General features: G+C 46.5%; 12 protein-coding genes and 2 pseudogenes. 9 read left to right on the forward strand and 5 right to left on the reverse strand.

Going from position 1 to position 16,345, the window contains the following annotated elements; genetic code table 11:
* Positions 1 to 392 (forward strand): annotated as a pseudogene (locus tag ABF87_RS15335) (calcium-binding protein); the annotation flags it as partial.
* Between the two features lie 417 nt (positions 393 to 809).
* Positions 810 to 2,771, forward strand: a complete 1,962-nt coding sequence (locus ABF87_RS15340) for an FG-GAP-like repeat-containing protein (RefSeq protein WP_160829256.1) — start codon at positions 810 to 812, stop codon at positions 2,769 to 2,771.
* A gap of 522 nt (positions 2,772 to 3,293) precedes the next feature.
* On the opposite strand, the gene ABF87_RS11450 is transcribed toward ABF87_RS15340, so the two are convergent.
* The 4 genes from ABF87_RS11450 to ABF87_RS11465 form a co-directional block, all read right to left on the reverse strand.
* Positions 3,294 to 5,090, reverse strand: coding sequence for a calcium-binding protein (locus ABF87_RS11450; RefSeq protein WP_160829257.1), 1,797 nt, complete (start codon positions 5,088 to 5,090; stop codon positions 3,294 to 3,296).
* 121 nt (positions 5,091 to 5,211) lie between these two features.
* Entirely contained in the window at positions 5,212 to 6,051 is an 840-nt protein-coding gene (locus tag ABF87_RS11455; protein WP_160829258.1) for a GNAT family protein, read from the reverse strand.
* Between the two features lie 487 nt (positions 6,052 to 6,538).
* A complete protein-coding gene (locus tag ABF87_RS11460) occupies positions 6,539 to 7,837 on the reverse strand; it encodes a hypothetical protein (RefSeq protein WP_160829259.1) in 1,299 nt (432 codons plus the stop codon).
* A 5-nt stretch (positions 7,838 to 7,842) separates the two neighbouring features.
* Positions 7,843 to 8,289, reverse strand: coding sequence for a DUF4124 domain-containing protein (locus tag ABF87_RS11465; protein ID WP_160829260.1), 447 nt, complete (start codon positions 8,287 to 8,289; stop codon positions 7,843 to 7,845).
* Positions 8,290 to 8,606: 317 nt separating this feature from the next.
* Between ABF87_RS11465 and guaB the strand changes: the two genes are divergently transcribed.
* The 6 genes from guaB (at position 8,607) to ABF87_RS11495 (ending at position 14,712) form a co-directional block, all read left to right on the forward strand.
* Positions 8,607 to 10,070, forward strand: a complete 1,464-nt coding sequence (guaB, locus tag ABF87_RS11470; RefSeq protein ID WP_160829261.1) for an IMP dehydrogenase — start codon at positions 8,607 to 8,609, stop codon at positions 10,068 to 10,070.
* 13 nt (positions 10,071 to 10,083) lie between these two features.
* Positions 10,084 to 11,646 (forward strand): glutamine-hydrolyzing GMP synthase, encoded by a 1,563-nt coding sequence (gene guaA / locus ABF87_RS11475; RefSeq protein WP_160829262.1) that lies wholly within the window; start codon positions 10,084 to 10,086, stop codon positions 11,644 to 11,646.
* A 106-nt stretch (positions 11,647 to 11,752) separates the two neighbouring features.
* Positions 11,753 to 12,574: a methyltransferase domain-containing protein gene (locus ABF87_RS11480; protein ID WP_160829263.1), complete on the forward strand. Its 822-nt coding sequence runs from the start codon at positions 11,753 to 11,755 to the stop codon at positions 12,572 to 12,574.
* An 83-nt stretch (positions 12,575 to 12,657) separates the two neighbouring features.
* Positions 12,658 to 13,170 (forward strand): IS1595 family transposase, encoded by a 513-nt coding sequence (locus ABF87_RS11485; RefSeq protein WP_160829267.1) that lies wholly within the window; start codon positions 12,658 to 12,660, stop codon positions 13,168 to 13,170.
* A gap of 110 nt (positions 13,171 to 13,280) precedes the next feature.
* Positions 13,281 to 14,150, forward strand: a complete 870-nt coding sequence (locus ABF87_RS11490) for a hypothetical protein (RefSeq protein ID WP_160829264.1) — start codon at positions 13,281 to 13,283, stop codon at positions 14,148 to 14,150.
* A 70-nt stretch (positions 14,151 to 14,220) separates the two neighbouring features.
* Positions 14,221 to 14,712 carry a CDP-archaeol synthase gene (locus tag ABF87_RS11495; protein WP_160829265.1) on the forward strand — a complete coding sequence of 164 codons (492 nt, stop codon included), beginning with the start codon at positions 14,221 to 14,223 and terminating at the stop codon, positions 14,710 to 14,712.
* A gap of 132 nt (positions 14,713 to 14,844) precedes the next feature.
* Here ABF87_RS11495 and ABF87_RS11500 read toward each other — a convergent pair whose 3' ends face one another.
* Positions 14,845 to 15,780, reverse strand: a complete 936-nt coding sequence (locus ABF87_RS11500) for a metallophosphoesterase (protein ID WP_160829266.1) — start codon at positions 15,778 to 15,780, stop codon at positions 14,845 to 14,847.
* A gap of 229 nt (positions 15,781 to 16,009) precedes the next feature.
* Between ABF87_RS11500 and tnpA the strand changes: the two are divergent.
* A pseudogene (gene tnpA, locus ABF87_RS11505) lies at positions 16,010 to 16,345 on the forward strand (IS200/IS605 family transposase); the annotation flags it as partial.

Raw genomic sequence — 16,345 nt, forward strand, 5'->3', positions numbered from 1 at the left:
TGGCTGGAAATGACACGATCAGCGGAGGCGGTGGGAACGATCTTCTCAACGGCGGGCCTGGAACGAATATCCTGACCGGCGGCGCCGGCAACGACATTTTCCGCTTTACAGTGATGGGAAATACAGCCCGGATCACGGACTACAACGTGGCGAATGACACCCTACAATTGGAGAATGGCGTATTTACGGCATTGACAGCAACAGGCACTCTGCCAGCAGCCCAATTCCGGGTAGGCGCGCAAGCGCTGGATGGTAATGATCACGTCATCTATAACAATGCAACCGGGGCATTGATCTATGACGCCAACGGCAATGGCGCAGGCGCGGTGGTGCAGATCGCCACGCTGGGCGCCGGGCTGGGCTTGACCAATGGGGATATCGTAGTGATCTAGGGAAATCATACACGGTATTTTTTATGCATTTCATCGTGTCAGATTGATGTTTGCTGTTTTTAGAAAGCTTGTTGAGCGATAGCCCCGAGTCATATTTTCACTCGGAGATAAGAATACCAGAGAGGGTTTATAAGGCAGTATAATATTGATAAAATGAAAATGTTCTTGAAGGATTTATTGTTTGTTTTTTTAGAATAACAACTCATAAAATTTTTACAATGCGGTAAATTCATTGGTCCAACGATGTTGATTCGAAGTGAAGAATTAATTTTAGTACGAAAAATTAATAGCAAAGCATCAACGGATTGGTATCTTCGAATGCTTGCTTATCATCTCCAGTTCGCTTAGAACTTGTCTTGTAACCTGCTGCTGATAAATGATGTATTGCCGCGCTAATATCTATTGGAGAATAATCGCATGGCAAATACAGTATTTACATTCACTTCCATTAATCCCTTCGGTCTTACCGACAAGGGCACTTTAACGACACCCTATTTCGTTGATATTGATAACGATGGTGATCTGGATGCCTTTATCGGTGAAGGATTTGGCGATACATTTTTTTTCCGGAATACCGGCACAGTCACGGCTCCCGTTTTTGCTGCCGCGATCCTTAATCCGTTCGGTTTGAAAAATGCAGGATTTTATGTCGATTCCAGTTATGTCGATATCGACAACGATGGCGACATGGATGCTTTCACAGGTAATTCGGATGGCAATCTATTATTTCTCAGAAATACGGGCACGGCCGCGGCGCCGGCATTTGCTGTAGCGATCACAAACCCGTTCGGCCTGAGCGACGTCGGCCTTCAGGCGACGCCCGATTTCGTGGATATCGACAACGACGGTGATCTGGATGCCTTTGTCGGCAATTCTGTCGGCAATCTCGTGTTTTTTAGAAATACGGGCACAGTAAATGCTCCTGCATTTGCTGCTGCGGTGACTAATCCTTTTGGCTTGAGCGATGTCGGCTCGAATGCAAGTCCGAGCTTCGTCGATAGTGATGGTGATGGTGATCTTGATGTGTTCGTCGGAAATGTGGCTGGAAATACCCTGTTCTTTAAAAATTCCGGCACGGCTGCCAATCCGTCATTCGATGCCCCCCAAACGGATTGGTTCGGCTTGAGTGATGCAGGCTCCAATGCGAGTCCCGTATTTGCGGATATTGACAACGATGGCGATGCGGATGCAATTGTGAGCGGAAGGGAGGGCGAAATGCTTTTCTTCTTGAATGATGCGAGTTCTGTTTTTCTCGTCAATACCACCGGTAACGATGTACTGGTGGGCTCGACATCGCTGCAGGATACCGTGAGTTACGCTTCAGCCAATGCCGTCAAGGTTTCCCTCGCGATTGCTGGGCAGCAGAATACCGGTGGTGCAGGACTGGACACGCTGACCAATATCGAGAATCTGATCGGTGGCAATTTCAATGATGACCTGGCCGGAAATTTTAAGAAGAATGTCCTGAACGGCGGCAAAGGTAACGATATTCTTCGAGGAGGCGCCGGAAATGACACGATGATAGGGGGATTGGGAAATGATACGTTCGTGGTGAGCGAAGCTGGCGACGTTGTCAGAGAATATCTCAATGAAGGCACTGACCAGGTGAACAGCAGCGTATCCTATACTTTACCGCTGAATATCGAAAATTTATTGCTGATTGGAACACAGGCGATCAACGGTACAGGCAATGATTTAGATAACATCATCACCGGAAACTCGGCTGCCAATCATTTGAACGGTGGCGATGGCCATGACACGATCAACGGCAGAGAAGGTGCCGATACTATGTCAGGCGGAGCGGGATTTGATAGCTATATCGTTGACAATGCCGGTGACACCATCACTGAAAATTTCGATGCCGGTACCGACAAGGTGAGCAGCAGTGTCACATATGTGCTTCCGCTGAATGTGGAGAATCTCTTACTGACGGGCGCAGCGGTAATCAATGGCACGGGTAATAATCTGTCCAACACGCTTACCGGAAATTCCGCCAACAATCAGCTCAATGGCAGTGACGGCAATGATATCCTGAATGGAGGGCTTGGCACTAACACCTTAACGGGGGGAGTGGGCAACGATATTTTCCGTTTCACCACCACCGGTCATGTCGACACCATTACAGATTTTAATGTTGCGAATGATACGATCGAACTTGAAAATTCAGTGTTTACGGCTTTGAATACGTTGGGAGTACTCCCTCCCGATCAATTCAGGATCGGTGCTCAGGCGGCGGATGCCAACGATTTCATCATTTACAACAGCACAACCGGCGTATTGATCTATGACGCCAATGGCAATGGCGCTGGCGCGGCGGTGCAAATAGCCAAGATTGGTTCAGGGCTGGCGCTGACGAATGCCGATATCGTCGTGATTTAGTATGAAAAGGCTCTTGAGGAAGCGTTGAAAAGGTGAGATGACCGTACTGGATTGGACAATTTTCCATATTTCCAGTGGGAATCTTGCGTTAATGCCTATGCTGTTTTTTCATTGCAAGCAAGTAATTGAAGTGGAGCTCATTGGGTGGTTTATCGTGAACCTCGGCGTGAAGCTCTGCTTCGCATGACATCCGTTGTCGTAGGACAGCAGATACAACTTTGTATTGATGCTCTTCCAAACCCGTTCGACAAGCACATTGCTATGCTAACTATCCTTGCCCAGCTTCAATGCAGAAGCTTGTAGTCAAGGTGTTAGACATTCACCATGACGACACTGCACGGTTATATCAGTCGATCACGGTGAACAGATAAACAAAGCTGCTGGATAAATCATTAAGCTCTGCCATTGCGCTAAATGAAGCAATGGCAGAGCAGAGGGAATTCGGCAACAAAATGCCGCCGAAAAGAATTGCTGGAAAACAGTGATAAAACCTAACCAGCAATACCGAATTCCAGCGGTTTCCTAAATGATGACGATATCGGCATTAGTCATGTTCAGCCCTGTACCGACCGTAGCGATTTGAATTGCCTCATTGGCGCCATTGCCATCAGCATCATATAACAATGCCCCGGCGGCCTTGTTATAGATGACAAAGTCATTGGCATCCGCCGCTTTCGCGCCTACCTTGAATTGATCGGCAGCCAAAACACCCGTCGCCGTCAGCGCTTTGAATACGCCATTCTCAAGCTGAATGGTATCGTTCGTCACATTGAAGTCGGTAATTTTGTCAGCAGGACCATTCACGGTGAATTTGAAAATGTCGTTGCCAGCACCTCCGGTCAATGCATCTTGCCCCTGTTTTCCGTCCAGTTTGTCATTGCCGGCTCCACCATCAAGAATATTATCTTTCAGATCGTCCCCTTTCAGGGTATCTCCAAACTTGCTTCCCTGAACGTTCTCGATCTCTTGCAGTATATCGTTTCCTGCACCACCTGTTGCCGTTCCTGCGATCAGATCCACCGTTACTGCGGACGTGGCATCGCTGTAGCTGGCCCAGTCGACGTCTTTATACCCAATCAGGGTATCATCCCCTTGTCCACCAGTTAGCCAATCATTTCCTTGCCCGCCATTCAGAGTATTAGCATTGGCATCGCCGATCAAAGTGTCATTTTCAAAACTGCCGTTAACATTTTCAATCTCTTGCAGGGTATCCTTGCCTGCCGCACCGGTAGCGGTGCCTTTTGCGAGATTGACTGCCACACTGCCCTCGAAGAAATTTGCCCAATCGTTACCCTTTCCTCCGGTCAGAACATCATCACCCCAGCCACCATTCAACTGGTCATCACCTGCTCCCCCAGTTAGCGTATCATTACCGAAATCGCCTTCCAGGTTATCGAAGCCATCTCCGCCAACTAATACATCATTGCCATCCAAACCCCACAACGAATTGTCACCAGTTCCGCCAATGAGTGTATCGTTATAAGAGCTGCCCGAAACTTGTTCGATACTTCTCAGAATATCGTTTCCTGCACCTCCGGATGCTGTTCCATTTTCCAGATTAACTGTTACTGACGATAATGCATCAAAGTAGTCAATTGTATCCCAGCCTTCTCCACCAGTCAGCACATCAGCGCCCAATCCACCAATGAGGGTATCATCACTATTTCCGCCAATTAACGAATCTTTGCCTTCGCCACCTTCCAACTGATTAAAACTGTTATCGCTTCCCACGATTGAGTCGTTGCCTTTCCCGCCTTGCAAATAAACCCCAAAATCAAAAGCATTACTCACACCAACCAAGGTATCGTTGAAGCTACTTCCAACGACCTGTTCGATTCCTGCAAGTGTATCGTTTCCAGCTCCACCAGTTGCAGTTCCAGTGCTCAGGTTGACGGTAACTGCTGATGTAGCATCAGAGTAATCGGCAGAATCAAAACCGTCCCCACCAGTCAGGGCGTCATTACCGGCCCCTCCTTTCAAGGAGTTAAAGCCGGTATTTCCGATCAATGCATCATTTCCGGCACCCCCATATAAAATACTCGATTCGAAACCGGCACCACTGCGTAACGTATCGTTAAACTTGCTGCCTGTCACACCCTCGATACCATTTAAAGTGTCATTACCATCCCCGCCAGTGGCGGTCCCTGCCGCCAAATTGACTGTTACTGCGGCTGGTGCATTATCATAATGAACCCAATCTGTTACAAATCCATCGCCACCTATCAAAACATCATTACCCAACTTGCCTGTCAAATCATCGGATACATCATCAAGACCCACCAGAGTATCGTTTCCATTAGTACCAATGTATGCAGTCATAATATTCCCCTATTAATTTGAGCTACTTGATTAAAAACTAAGGATGTTTCATTTCAAGATATGCAACTGATACTCGATCGTTAGTTCATCATTTTCCAATTCCTCCTTTAAGTAGTTATTTTTAAATCGGTTTCACAGTAATGTCGCGCCCGAGTAATCTTTTCGATACGCGTGCGATAACAGGGTTGTGGCGGAAATCATCCGCAACAAGGCCGTTTTCATAACAATCCAGCCATTGTCGGGTTTGTGGATCACATAGATGCTGGCGGCGCAAGCCTTCCTGCGTGAACCCAATCGCTACGGTACTTCGCTGTGAATGGGGGTTATTGGCTAGCACGAGTGATGTCAGTTTATGCAACCTAACTTGATTGAAAGCCAGATCCATGATGAGCATCATGACAACAGCCGTTGCCCTTTGACGCTCGGCCTGATCGGGAATGCCAACGAGAAATTCGGCGCGCCTGTGCGCAATTTGGATATCTACCAGACTCGCCAACCCGATCGGTTTGAGGTCACCTGGAGAAAAAGATCGTTCGGGAATGGAGGGTACTTCTTTTTTGATGATCCGGTGCATGCTCCGATGATGAGCAACGGAAAACTCACTTTGTCTGAGTGCATTCTGAATTGCCTCAGCGCTTTGTTTTTTTCTTCCCATAGGCAGGAATTGCTGCATGAACGCTTCATCGGCATAGCATTGCTGCAAATAGGAGAAATCATGCTCGTCGGGTGTAACGAGATGAATGCCTCGACTTGCAATTGGCTCACTCCAATGCGAATCCACCATGAGTAATCGATCCCTAAGCATGGCATGATCTGGAAAGATCGGTAACGCTTGCAAGATCAAATTGCGGGCCTGACGATAGTCCTGTTTGCGAAATTGCTCGTCAATAGCGCATAACCATTGGTGCGTGTTCCATTGTGGTGGCGCTTCACTCGAACTCATTACATTGGGCTTTAGCATGATCGAACTCATTTTGCGGTTGGGTATGGGACACAAGGATACCTAAGAGAAATTAACGAAAGATGAACGGGTTTTGACTGATCTCCAGGAATTGTATGTCACTTTGAAAGGGGTTAGCATGGCCAAGTAGCATGAACGATTCAAGTTTTAGTTGGTTTTACCTGCATCCGAGCCTACCTTCGCCAGTATTCAAACGGTGATTTCGAGAAGGTATGAAATTTCAGTCCTGTCCCAGGATTTCTGGGCGAATTGCTTGCCATCTGTCCCTGATGGAATTCGCGGAATAATTCCTTTTCAGGCCAACGTACCCGATGAATTTGGTCAAATTTATCAAGTAATGCCAAAATAACAGGGGTGTTCTTATTGGTCTGTACTCCGGCGACGACATTCTTGTTGCGCCTCGTTATCAGCTGATGCAGCCAGCTTTCTCGCCCAGAGGGTGAGTTACCGAATTAATTTTGCAGAGCTTCTCTGACAAAATTGATTTTTATGATGACAATCCAGAGTTCAGTGAATCAGGAAAGAATCGTTGTTGGCGCTTTTGTTCGTCAAAATAAAGCGGTTCATTGGCTTCAAGCCGATATCCAAGATCTTGAATTTGTAGCCAGATATCTGGAAATATTCCAAGCCGCTTGAACCTGCGGGCATTTTTCTTGAAATCTGATTTATTTTTTTGCGAGTACAACAACTCGAATAATAATAACCAACCTGAGATATCGAATGCGTTCACCGATAGCTGCTTTTGCAGAAACAAAACGGCTTGTTCTGAATGGCCTTGCTTGATCATCTGGCGAGCTTCATTTGCAGCGTCACTGGAAGCGCCATCAATGTGAAAATTTTCTGCGGCAGCGATTTTTTGCGGATCCTGTTTCCGAAATAACGTTTCGTATCCTTGCCGATGGCTAATATCGGGCATTACAGGAGTTGTGCCAGTGTGCGTCATTCGTTGTTGAACTTTGCGATAACCGCGCAGTACGATGATCAATACCAACACGATCAGCAAAGCGCCCAGTATCAATAAAGTATCCATTGACAGCAGATCCTCGGTGGTCGGGGTGATGATCGTTAAATCCGGTGAAGGTTGATCTATTGGCTGTTCGGGAGGCTGTATGGGTGGAGTGGGTTGAATGTTTTCGGGTAGTTGCCGGGCGATACTATCCTGCGTGTGGAGTTCCTGAATTCGTGCTGTCTGGGCAGTCTGCATATCAGCAACTTGCAACGCAAGCGTTTCGGTGTGATGCAACAAGGAATTCAGTTCTTGCGCCTGATGTTCAGAAAGTTGTTCCAGTTGCGTGGTGAGTTGCAACAGGCGTTCATGGTTTTTCAAATCGGGCGTGGCTGCTGCTGGGGCTGCCGAGGAATGTTGGGGTTGAGCGGGGGAGGGGTTGTCTGAAACAGCACGCGGACGTTTTTTGAATGCTGGAGCTGAAAATGCATGGATTGTTTTTAAATCTGGAATATGCACCATCGTGCCTGCGGCCAAGGGTTGATAATATCCAGAAGGAAAAAGTTCTGGATTGAGATGAATCACAGCCTGGATAAATTTTTCGCGTATGGTGGCGTTTGACGGAAACATAAGGCGGGCAATCTGCTTCACGTCTTCGCCGGGCAGGAGTTGCCATTGCATGCCGGAACTTGCATGCAATGCCGCAATGGCTTGCTCATTGATAGGAGGTGCCTGCACAGCATAGGTGAGCGGCGCCTCTGCCATGGCAGGAGTCACAAAAAATAAGCTTATGAAAATAAATCTGAGTCGATTGAAAAATACCAACATCGGACTAAGCATGGCGTTCATTTGCAGAAAGTGGAAATGGCTTTGTTGGCATCATTGATTTTTCGTTGACGCGCGTCATCGTCGACATACGAGACGCCACCGCTGCCATCGGGTACGGTTAAGCGGGGCGAATCAGTGTAGACTCTCAACTGAGTTTGTGCATCGATGCATTTCTTTTTATTTTCCTCGGTCTTGGCGAGTTGCTTGACTTCTTCTTCTTTCCGTTGTTTCTGGCGCTTATCGAATTCCTCTCGTTCTTCGGATAAGCTTTTGGATTTATTGGATTCTGGAGGATTTGACGGAGTAGTCGTTCTCAAATTGAGGCGCTGACGGTCTTTAGCGATACCGGGCGGTGGTTGATCACCATATTGGATTTTGCCGTGTTCATCGACCCATTTATAGACTTGGGCGTTCGCCGTCATACTCCACAGCAACGCCAGTCCAAGACATACAAAAATTTTCATCGAATACTCCTGAGAATGCATGATTCAAGGTACATCGGATGCTCATTTGTGTAATTTAAGGAAATTCTGAAATATTACTGCGCGTCGTCAGATTATTTGAAACCAGGCTCAGAATCTTTGCTGTTCTTTCATGAACCGAACCGCGCTTTCTCAGTGGATTTCGTCTTGTCTGATCACGTTCGTTAATTTTGTCAGAGCTTCCTGAAAATTTTCAGCATTACACCATAATTATCAGAAATATGCTGTAGTCTTGGTCAAATTAGGGCAAAATTCGCGATCGATTTGGCTATAATGTCGCTTTGCAAAGGATGGTCATTATGCAGTTGATTCAAAAAGCACTCACTTTCGATGATGTACTGTTGATTCCGGCCCACTCGACAATGCTGCCTCGAGATGTCAGCTTGGCAACTCAGTTGACGCGTACGATTACCCTAAATATTCCATTGATTTCGGCTGCGATGGATACGGTTACCGAGGCCCCGCTGGCGATTGCATTGGCGCAGGAAGGCGGCATTGGGATCATTCATAAGAATATGTCGATTGAGGCCCAGGCAATGCATGTGGCTCAGGTGAAGCGTTTTGAAAGCGGCGTAGTGAAGGATCCGATCACCATCCATCAGAACATGACTGTGCGGGAAGTACTTGAACTGATCCGTCGTCACAAAATATCCGGTTTGCCCGTCGTCAATGGAAAAAAAGTCGTCGGTATCGTGACGAATCGCGATTTGCGATTTGAAACCAATCTCGACCAGGCGATCAAGCACATCATGACGCCAAAGAATCGTTTGGTGACGGTCAAAGCTGACACCTCTCGCGAGGAGGTGCTGGCATTGCTGCATAAGCACCGTCTCGAGCGCTTGCTGGTCATCAATGATCAATTCGAATTATGTGGGCTGATCACCGTCAAGGACATCATCAAAACCTCCGAATATCCGTTGGCCAGTAAGGACGAGCAGGAGCGCCTGCGGGTAGGTGCCGCGATCGGGGTCGGCGAGGGCAGCGAAGAACGCGCGATGGCGTTGGCCGAAGCAGGTGTCGACGTGATTGTGGTCGATACTGCGCACGGACATTCGCAAAGTGTGCTCAATCGCATTGCCTGGGTTAAAAAAAATCTACCTACGGTTCAGGTGATCGGCGGCAATGTCGCGACGGCAGCGGCAGCGCGCGCAATGGTCGATCATGGCGTGGATGCGGTAAAGGTCGGTATCGGCCCTGGATCCATCTGTACGACGCGCATCGTGGCCGGTGTCGGCATTCCACAAGTCACAGCAATCCACGATGTATCAGAGGCTTTGCACGGAAGTGGCGTGCCCGCCATCGCCGATGGCGGCATCCGCTACTCGGGCGATATTGCCAAGGCACTGGCGGCGGGCGCCGATACTGTCATGCTGGGAGGATTGTTTGCCGGTACTACCGAAGCGCCAGGAGAAATCGAACTGTTTCAGGGCCGTTCCTATAAAAGCTACCGTGGTATGGGTTCGCTGTCGGCGATGCAGCAAGGATCCAGTGACCGGTATTTCCAGGAAAAAGAGCAGAAAAATAACGACAAACTGGTGCCCGAAGGGGTAGAGGGCAGGGTGCCATTCAAAGGCAGTATTTCCGCGGTGATCCATCAATTGATGGGCGGCGTGCGTTCCAGCATGGGCTATCTGGGTTGTGGAACGATTGCCGAAATGCACCAGAAAGCCGAGTTTGTTGAAATTACCTCAGCCGGTATCCGCGAATCGCACGTGCATGATGTGCAGATTACCAAAGAAGCTCCTAATTATCACGTCAAGTAAGAAATCGATCTGAATGCATCAAAAAATTTTAATTCTCGACTTTGGCTCTCAGTACACCCAATTGATTGCGCGGCGTGTTCGTGAAACCAATGTGTATTGCGAATTGCATCCCTATGATATCGACCCGCAATTCATCCAGGAATTTTCTCCGCAAGGCATCATTTTATCCGGCGGGCCTGCATCGGTCATCGAAGACGAGACACCACGCGCGCCGCAGATTGTGTTCGAGTTGAACGTGCCAGTGTTGGGGATATGTTACGGCATGCAGACCATGGCGGCGCAACTGGGAGGCAGTGTCGAAAATGCCCTGGTGCGCGAGTTCGGTTATGCTGAAATTCAGACTACGGCCCAGGGTGCGTTATTTTCCGAGATCAAGGATCGCACTAACACGGCAGGGTCGGATGTACTCGATGTGTGGATGAGCCACGGCGATAAAGTCGTTGCTCTGCCAATGGGGTTCGACGTCATGGCGCATAATGCCGCGACCCCGGTTGCCGCCATGGCCAATGACGAACGTCGGTTCTATGGCATTCAGTTTCATCCCGAAGTCACGCATACATTGCAGGGCAAAGCGATCATCGACCGTTTCGTGCATGATATCTGCGGCATCGGTCGCGATTGGAACATGCCCGATTATATCGCCGAGGCAGTTGGAAAGATTCGCGCAACGGTTGGGAGCGACCAGGTCATTCTGGGATTGTCCGGGGGTGTCGATTCTTCGGTGGCGGCTGCGTTGATTCACCGCGCAATCGGAGATCAACTGACGTGTGTGTTTGTGGACAATGGTTTGCTGCGCGCCAATGAAGCCAAGCAAGTCATGGAAACATTTGCCAAGAACTTGACGGTAAAGGTAATTCATATCGATGCCAGCCGGGATTTCTTCAGAAGTCTCACCGGCATTACCGATCCCGAGACCAAGCGCCGGGTGATCGGTCGCGAATTTATTGAAGTTTTTCAGCGTGAGGCAACGAAAATCACCGATGCCAAATGGCTGGCGCAAGGTACGATTTATCCGGATGTGATTGAATCCGCGAGCGCCCAAACTAAAAAGGCGCGCACCATCAAATCGCACCATAATGTCGGTGGATTGCCCGAAACCATGCATTTGAAATTGCTTGAGCCGCTACGGGAATTATTCAAGGACGAAGTGCGCGAACTGGGACTAGCACTCGGACTGCCTCGAGAAATGGTGTTTCGTCATCCCTTTCCAGGCCCAGGGCTGGGGGTGCGTATTCTGGGCGAAGTCAAGTATGAATACGCTGAGTTATTGAGACAGGCAGATCAAATTTTTATCGATGAGTTGCAGCACTCAGGCTGGTACGAAAAAACTTCGCAGGCGTTTGCGGTGTTTTTGCCGGTCAAGTCCGTCGGCGTCATGGGCGATGGCCGGACTTATGAGTATGTGATTGCACTTCGAGCCGTTCAAACCCAGGATTTCATGACGGCGAACTGGGCGGAATTGCCCTATTCATTGCTGAGCAAGGTTTCCAATCGCATCATCAACGAAATTCGCGGCATCAACCGGGTCGTATATGATATTTCAGGCAAGCCGCCGGCGACGATTGAGTGGGAATGACTGCAACAAGCATGGCAAAACATGAATGATTGAAGGTGCTTTGACTTAAGAAAGGAAAATAGCGTGATTGGTAAAATTAGTATAGAAAATTTCTTGGAAATTTGAAATGTCTGAAAAAAAACCTTTTAACGAAGTGAAAGATACAAGTCTTGAAACTCAATTAGCTGAATTTGTAACGGTTCCGCCGTCCGAGCAAAATGCTTTTGATCTTTTCCCAACATCTTGGAGTACGGCATTTGAAGATGTCAAAACTCAAGGTCATTATCCTGGAACGAAAGATCCTCGTATAAATTGGTTGCTTGAAAATGTTAACTTAGCGGGTAAATCTGTTTTGGAACTTGGTCCTCTTGAGGCAGGGCATACTTATATGCTAGAGAAATCGGGAGCAAAAGTGCTTGCTGTAGAGGCAAATAAAGGAGCTTTTTTACGTTCCTTGATAGTAAAGAACCATCTTAATTTGTCGGCCAAATTTTTATTAGGTGATTTTGACAAATTGAATCTTGCTAACCAAAGCTTTGAATTAGTTTTAGCAAGCGGTGTTTTATATCATATGACTAACCCCGTAGAATTTCTTAAAAAAATAAGTCGTGCATCAAACAAACTATTTCTTTGGACACATTATTTCGAACCAGACTTAGATAAGTGGAATGATTGTCTTGCTAATCATCTTGAAGACGGAAAGTGGGAATATGAAAACCCTGAAATTGTTAACATTGATGGCCTTGAAATAAGGCTAGTCAAATATAATTATAAAGACGCTCTGGGCTGGTCTGGGTTTTGTGGTGGTACCGAAGTTTACTCAAAATGGATTTTTAAGGATGATTTGCTCAAACTTCTAGACCTATTAGGTTTTAGTCAATTAAAAATTTCATTTGATGATGACGAGCACCAAAATGGCCCATCATTTTGTGTATTGGCTGAGAAATAGATGAGCAAGCCTATAATGCACTAAAGTGGTTGGGCTATCTGAAAGGCTCTAGACTAGGAGATACAATCTGTTAGTCTGGTAAGATATTAAGAAACAGTAAATTAACTGATTATTACATTAAAAAAATAATTCAATGCTATTTTGGTGGGAAACGGCATCGCGGTTATCATGGCAAACTCAAGCGCGGTCGCGGTACATTAAAACAACCTGTATTTGGTGTGTTTGAGCGAGATGGCAGGGTATACACCGAAATAGTACCTGACTGTAAGCACTTGACGCTACAAGCGGTAATACTGGGTAAAGTATCCATTGAAAGTGTCATCTATAGTGATGGCTGGCGTGGTTATAATGGTTTGGTAGATGTAGGATACTCCAAGCATTTTCGTATATCCCATGGTGATAATGAATTTGCGCGGGACGGGCATCGCCATATAAACGGTATCGAATCGTTTTGGAGCTTTACCAAACGGCGGCTTGCAAAGTTTAACGGCGTGTCAGTTAACTTTGAGCTGCATTTAAAAGGATCTGAATGGCGTTGGAAAAAACAACCTGATGAGCTTGCTAGTGAGCTATGGCAACTCATCAGATATTATTAACTTTGCTAGTCTAGAGCCTATGATATTTGAGAGATACGTGCAATCCTTCACATAGGATTTGGTTTTAAGTTGAATATTAAGCGGTATGTTTCAGAAGATAGAATGACAAAATGAGCGGATTATCCTTTCTTATTGAAGTTGATCTTGATTATTATCGTGAAATGCATAAGGATTTAAAAAAGCATACCGATGAAGAATTGATAGCTCACTATTTTCAGCATGGCTACTTCGAAGGTCGAATTTCACAGTTCTACTCGCTTAGAGAAAATTTCATTAAACAATTTTTGGGAATGTCATGCCTTGAGATTGGACCATTTGTAAATCCTTCATTAACTCATCCAACAGTTAAATATCTCGACGTATTATCCACTCAAGAATTAATTTGTAGGGCCAATCTTTTTGGCTTCTCTACCGAAAAAATTAGAGAAATTGATTACGTCTCACCAGATGGTAGCTTAGAAATCATAAGAGAAAAGTTTGATGTAGTCTTTTCTTCTCACAATCTGGAGCATCAACCTGATTTGATTGGGCATTTACAAGAAGTAGGTTCAATTTTGGAAGATAGCGGTAGGTTTGCAATGATAGTTCCAAACGCTAGATATTGTTTTGATGCTGATTTACCACTTTCTAAAATATCGGACATATTTAATGCATATGTTTCACAAAGAAAAAAACATACTTTAGGTTCTGTTATCGAACATCGAGCGCTTACTACCCACAATGACGCATTATTTCATTGGAATAATTCTAATAGAAGAGAATACAAACCTATTGATGTGGGTAAGATAAGAGATGCAATTATTGAATTTGATCAAGCATGTGGGGGCTATATAGATGTGCATGCTTGGCAATTTGATCCATTATCTTTGGCTGACATTCTTAATGTTCTTATAAAATTGAAGTATATTCCTTTCCAACGTGTAACTTGCTATGGTCCCGTTTTTGGGCGTAATGAATTCACCCTTGAACTACTTAAGTAATTGCTACCCTAAGCATTACTGAATCTTTGTAATCTTACTAACCTTCAATTATTCTTTCGCATGATGTTCAATGGAAGATCTACAGCAGGAAGTGATGTTGTTGTTCTGGTTGGTAGGTATCAATGGCGCACCCATTCTTCTCACCAAATTTGCCGATAAGCGTTTCGACTATCCTATCGATGGTCATCAGTCTTTTACGGATGGCCGGCCCATTTTAGGGCCATCAAAAACATTTCGTGGCGTTGTTTCAGCGCTACTGACTGCGATACTGATCGGCAGCTTATTTGCGATCCCTATGCTTCCGAGCTTGGCATTTGGCGCCTTGTCGATGTTGGGGGATATGACCTCGAGCTTTATCAAACGACGGCTGGGATTAAAATCCAGCGCAATGGCACTGGGATTGGATCAGATTCCTGAGTCATTATTTCCCCTCTTAGGCTGCCAGCACTGGCTGGGAATTACGAGCGAACAGATTGTCTGGATTGTCCTGGCGTTCTTTTTTGTGGAATTGATACTTTCACGTATTCTGTTCTGGTTGAACATTCGTGCGACGCCGTATTAAAGAGACTCGGAGAAGACAGCGAGCGACAGCCAGGTAAGAGTAGAAAACGCAGTTTTAGGAATGCCAAGTCAGTGAGAATTTGATCGCAATTCTAATGAAGTATGAGCAGATATTGAGGGTTCCAGAACTTCTTTAAGCTTGCAGTAAATGATGAATAGTGACCTCGGGTAAGCAATTAAAACGCGCATTGACAATGGAGGTGCCAGCGCCGACAGAGGTATATCCTTGCAGATGTTGGTAACGCCATTTCCCGGCGCCGACGTAACGTGGGCATTTGGAATCGAGCGTGACCGGGATGCCGCCGGGCAGACAGATTTGACCGCCGTGCGTGTGACCGCAAAACATCACATCAAAATCTGCATAGGCGGCTTGGCGGAAAATTTCCGGCGTATGGGAAAGTAACAGCGAAACCGCGCCTATAGGAATATTGCGGATTGCTTTTTCCAAATTGTCGACGCGAAAGTAGTGCGGATCATCCACCCCGGCCAGATAAATTTTGCTATTTTCTTTATTCAGTTCGATCGCTTCATTCATCAGCATATTTATACCCATGGCTTCCAACGCCGGTAACATGCGGATTGAGTCATGATTGCCCAGAACACCATAGATGGGCTGCTTCAGAACCGTGATGAGCCGCTGCATTCCAGCCACTGCGCCATCAATTTCTCCAAATGTCTGAGCGCGGTAATCGCCGGTCAATACACAGATGTCATACTCAAGATCAGCGACCGTCTGAATCATCGCAACCAGATTGCGATCATCCATATCGACATGCAGATCGGTGAGATGGAGGATTTTGAAATCATGAAATGCCGCGGGTAAGTGCGGCAAGTGAATCAGATTTTCCTTGACTTGCAGATTACGGGCATTGCGCTGGCCACGTTCATACATACCTACTAACTGAATGGCCAAGCGGATCAGTGCATGGACGGAATACCAGTTTTCCGGATGAAAAAAATTCAAGCCTCGACCAAAGACGCGATGCCCGTGATCTGCTTCTATTCCTAGTCGCTGCCGGGCATGGACCCGGCCAAGGCGAGCTTCCAATTGTTGTTCGATCGTATCCATATTGACTGATCATTATACGGTAGAAGTTGTAGTAGACGATTTGCGAAGAGTATGAACATGTTTCGAGAAATTCTGAGAATCATTATGAATAGTAATTCAGACAGTTTGTTGAAAAAGCCATAATTAATAACAGATAAACCCCCGGCTCTGCCGGGGGACTCCCAAAGGTTTGACCGTTAAGGCAGTCGTCGTAACGTTCACGTCCCAACCACGAGACGAGGAGCCAAAGATGAAGGAATACCAAAGTTTGAGCCATACGCACTGGAATTGTAAATATCATGTGGTATTTATTCCGAAGCGACGAAAGAAAATGATATTTGGCAAGGTCAGGAAGCATATAGGGAAAGTGTTGCACGATCTGGCAAATCAGAAGGAGAGCGCGATTGTGGAAGGCCATTTGATGCTGGATCACATTCACATGTGTATAAGTTACCCAAGTACTCGGTGTCGCATGTAGTAGGCTTTATCAAAGGTAAAAGTACGATAGCAATAGCGCGTCAATTGGGCAAGGAAGGAATTTCACGGGAGAAAGTTTTTGGGCACGTGGGTATTTCGTATCAACGGT

Origin of the sequence: Nitrosomonas sp. JL21, assembly GCF_009833095.1 — a bacterium.
Taxonomy (GTDB): domain Bacteria; phylum Pseudomonadota; class Gammaproteobacteria; order Burkholderiales; family Nitrosomonadaceae; genus Nitrosomonas.

Excerpts from the sequence above, each read along its gene's own strand:
- ABF87_RS11460 (WP_160829259.1), bottom strand. The coding sequence starts at position 7,837 with ATGCTTAGTCCGATGTTGGTATTTTTCAATCGACTCAGATTTATTTTC.
- guaB (WP_160829261.1), top strand. The coding sequence starts at position 8,607 with ATGCAGTTGATTCAAAAAGCACTCACTTTCGATGATGTACTGTTGATT.
- ABF87_RS11500 (WP_160829266.1), bottom strand. The coding sequence starts at position 15,780 with ATGGATACGATCGAACAACAATTGGAAGCTCGCCTTGGCCGGGTCCAT.
- ABF87_RS11495 (WP_160829265.1), top strand. The coding sequence starts at position 14,221 with ATGGAAGATCTACAGCAGGAAGTGATGTTGTTGTTCTGGTTGGTAGGT.
- ABF87_RS11455 (WP_160829258.1), bottom strand. The coding sequence starts at position 6,051 with ATGCTAAAGCCCAATGTAATGAGTTCGAGTGAAGCGCCACCACAATGG.
- ABF87_RS11480 (WP_160829263.1), top strand. The coding sequence starts at position 11,753 with ATGTCTGAAAAAAAACCTTTTAACGAAGTGAAAGATACAAGTCTTGAA.
- ABF87_RS11450 (WP_160829257.1), bottom strand. The coding sequence starts at position 5,090 with ATGACTGCATACATTGGTACTAATGGAAACGATACTCTGGTGGGTCTT.
- ABF87_RS15340 (WP_160829256.1), top strand. The coding sequence starts at position 810 with ATGGCAAATACAGTATTTACATTCACTTCCATTAATCCCTTCGGTCTT.
- ABF87_RS11490 (WP_160829264.1), top strand. The coding sequence starts at position 13,281 with ATGAGCGGATTATCCTTTCTTATTGAAGTTGATCTTGATTATTATCGT.
- guaA (WP_160829262.1), top strand. The coding sequence starts at position 10,084 with ATGCATCAAAAAATTTTAATTCTCGACTTTGGCTCTCAGTACACCCAA.
- ABF87_RS11465 (WP_160829260.1), bottom strand. The coding sequence starts at position 8,289 with ATGAAAATTTTTGTATGTCTTGGACTGGCGTTGCTGTGGAGTATGACG.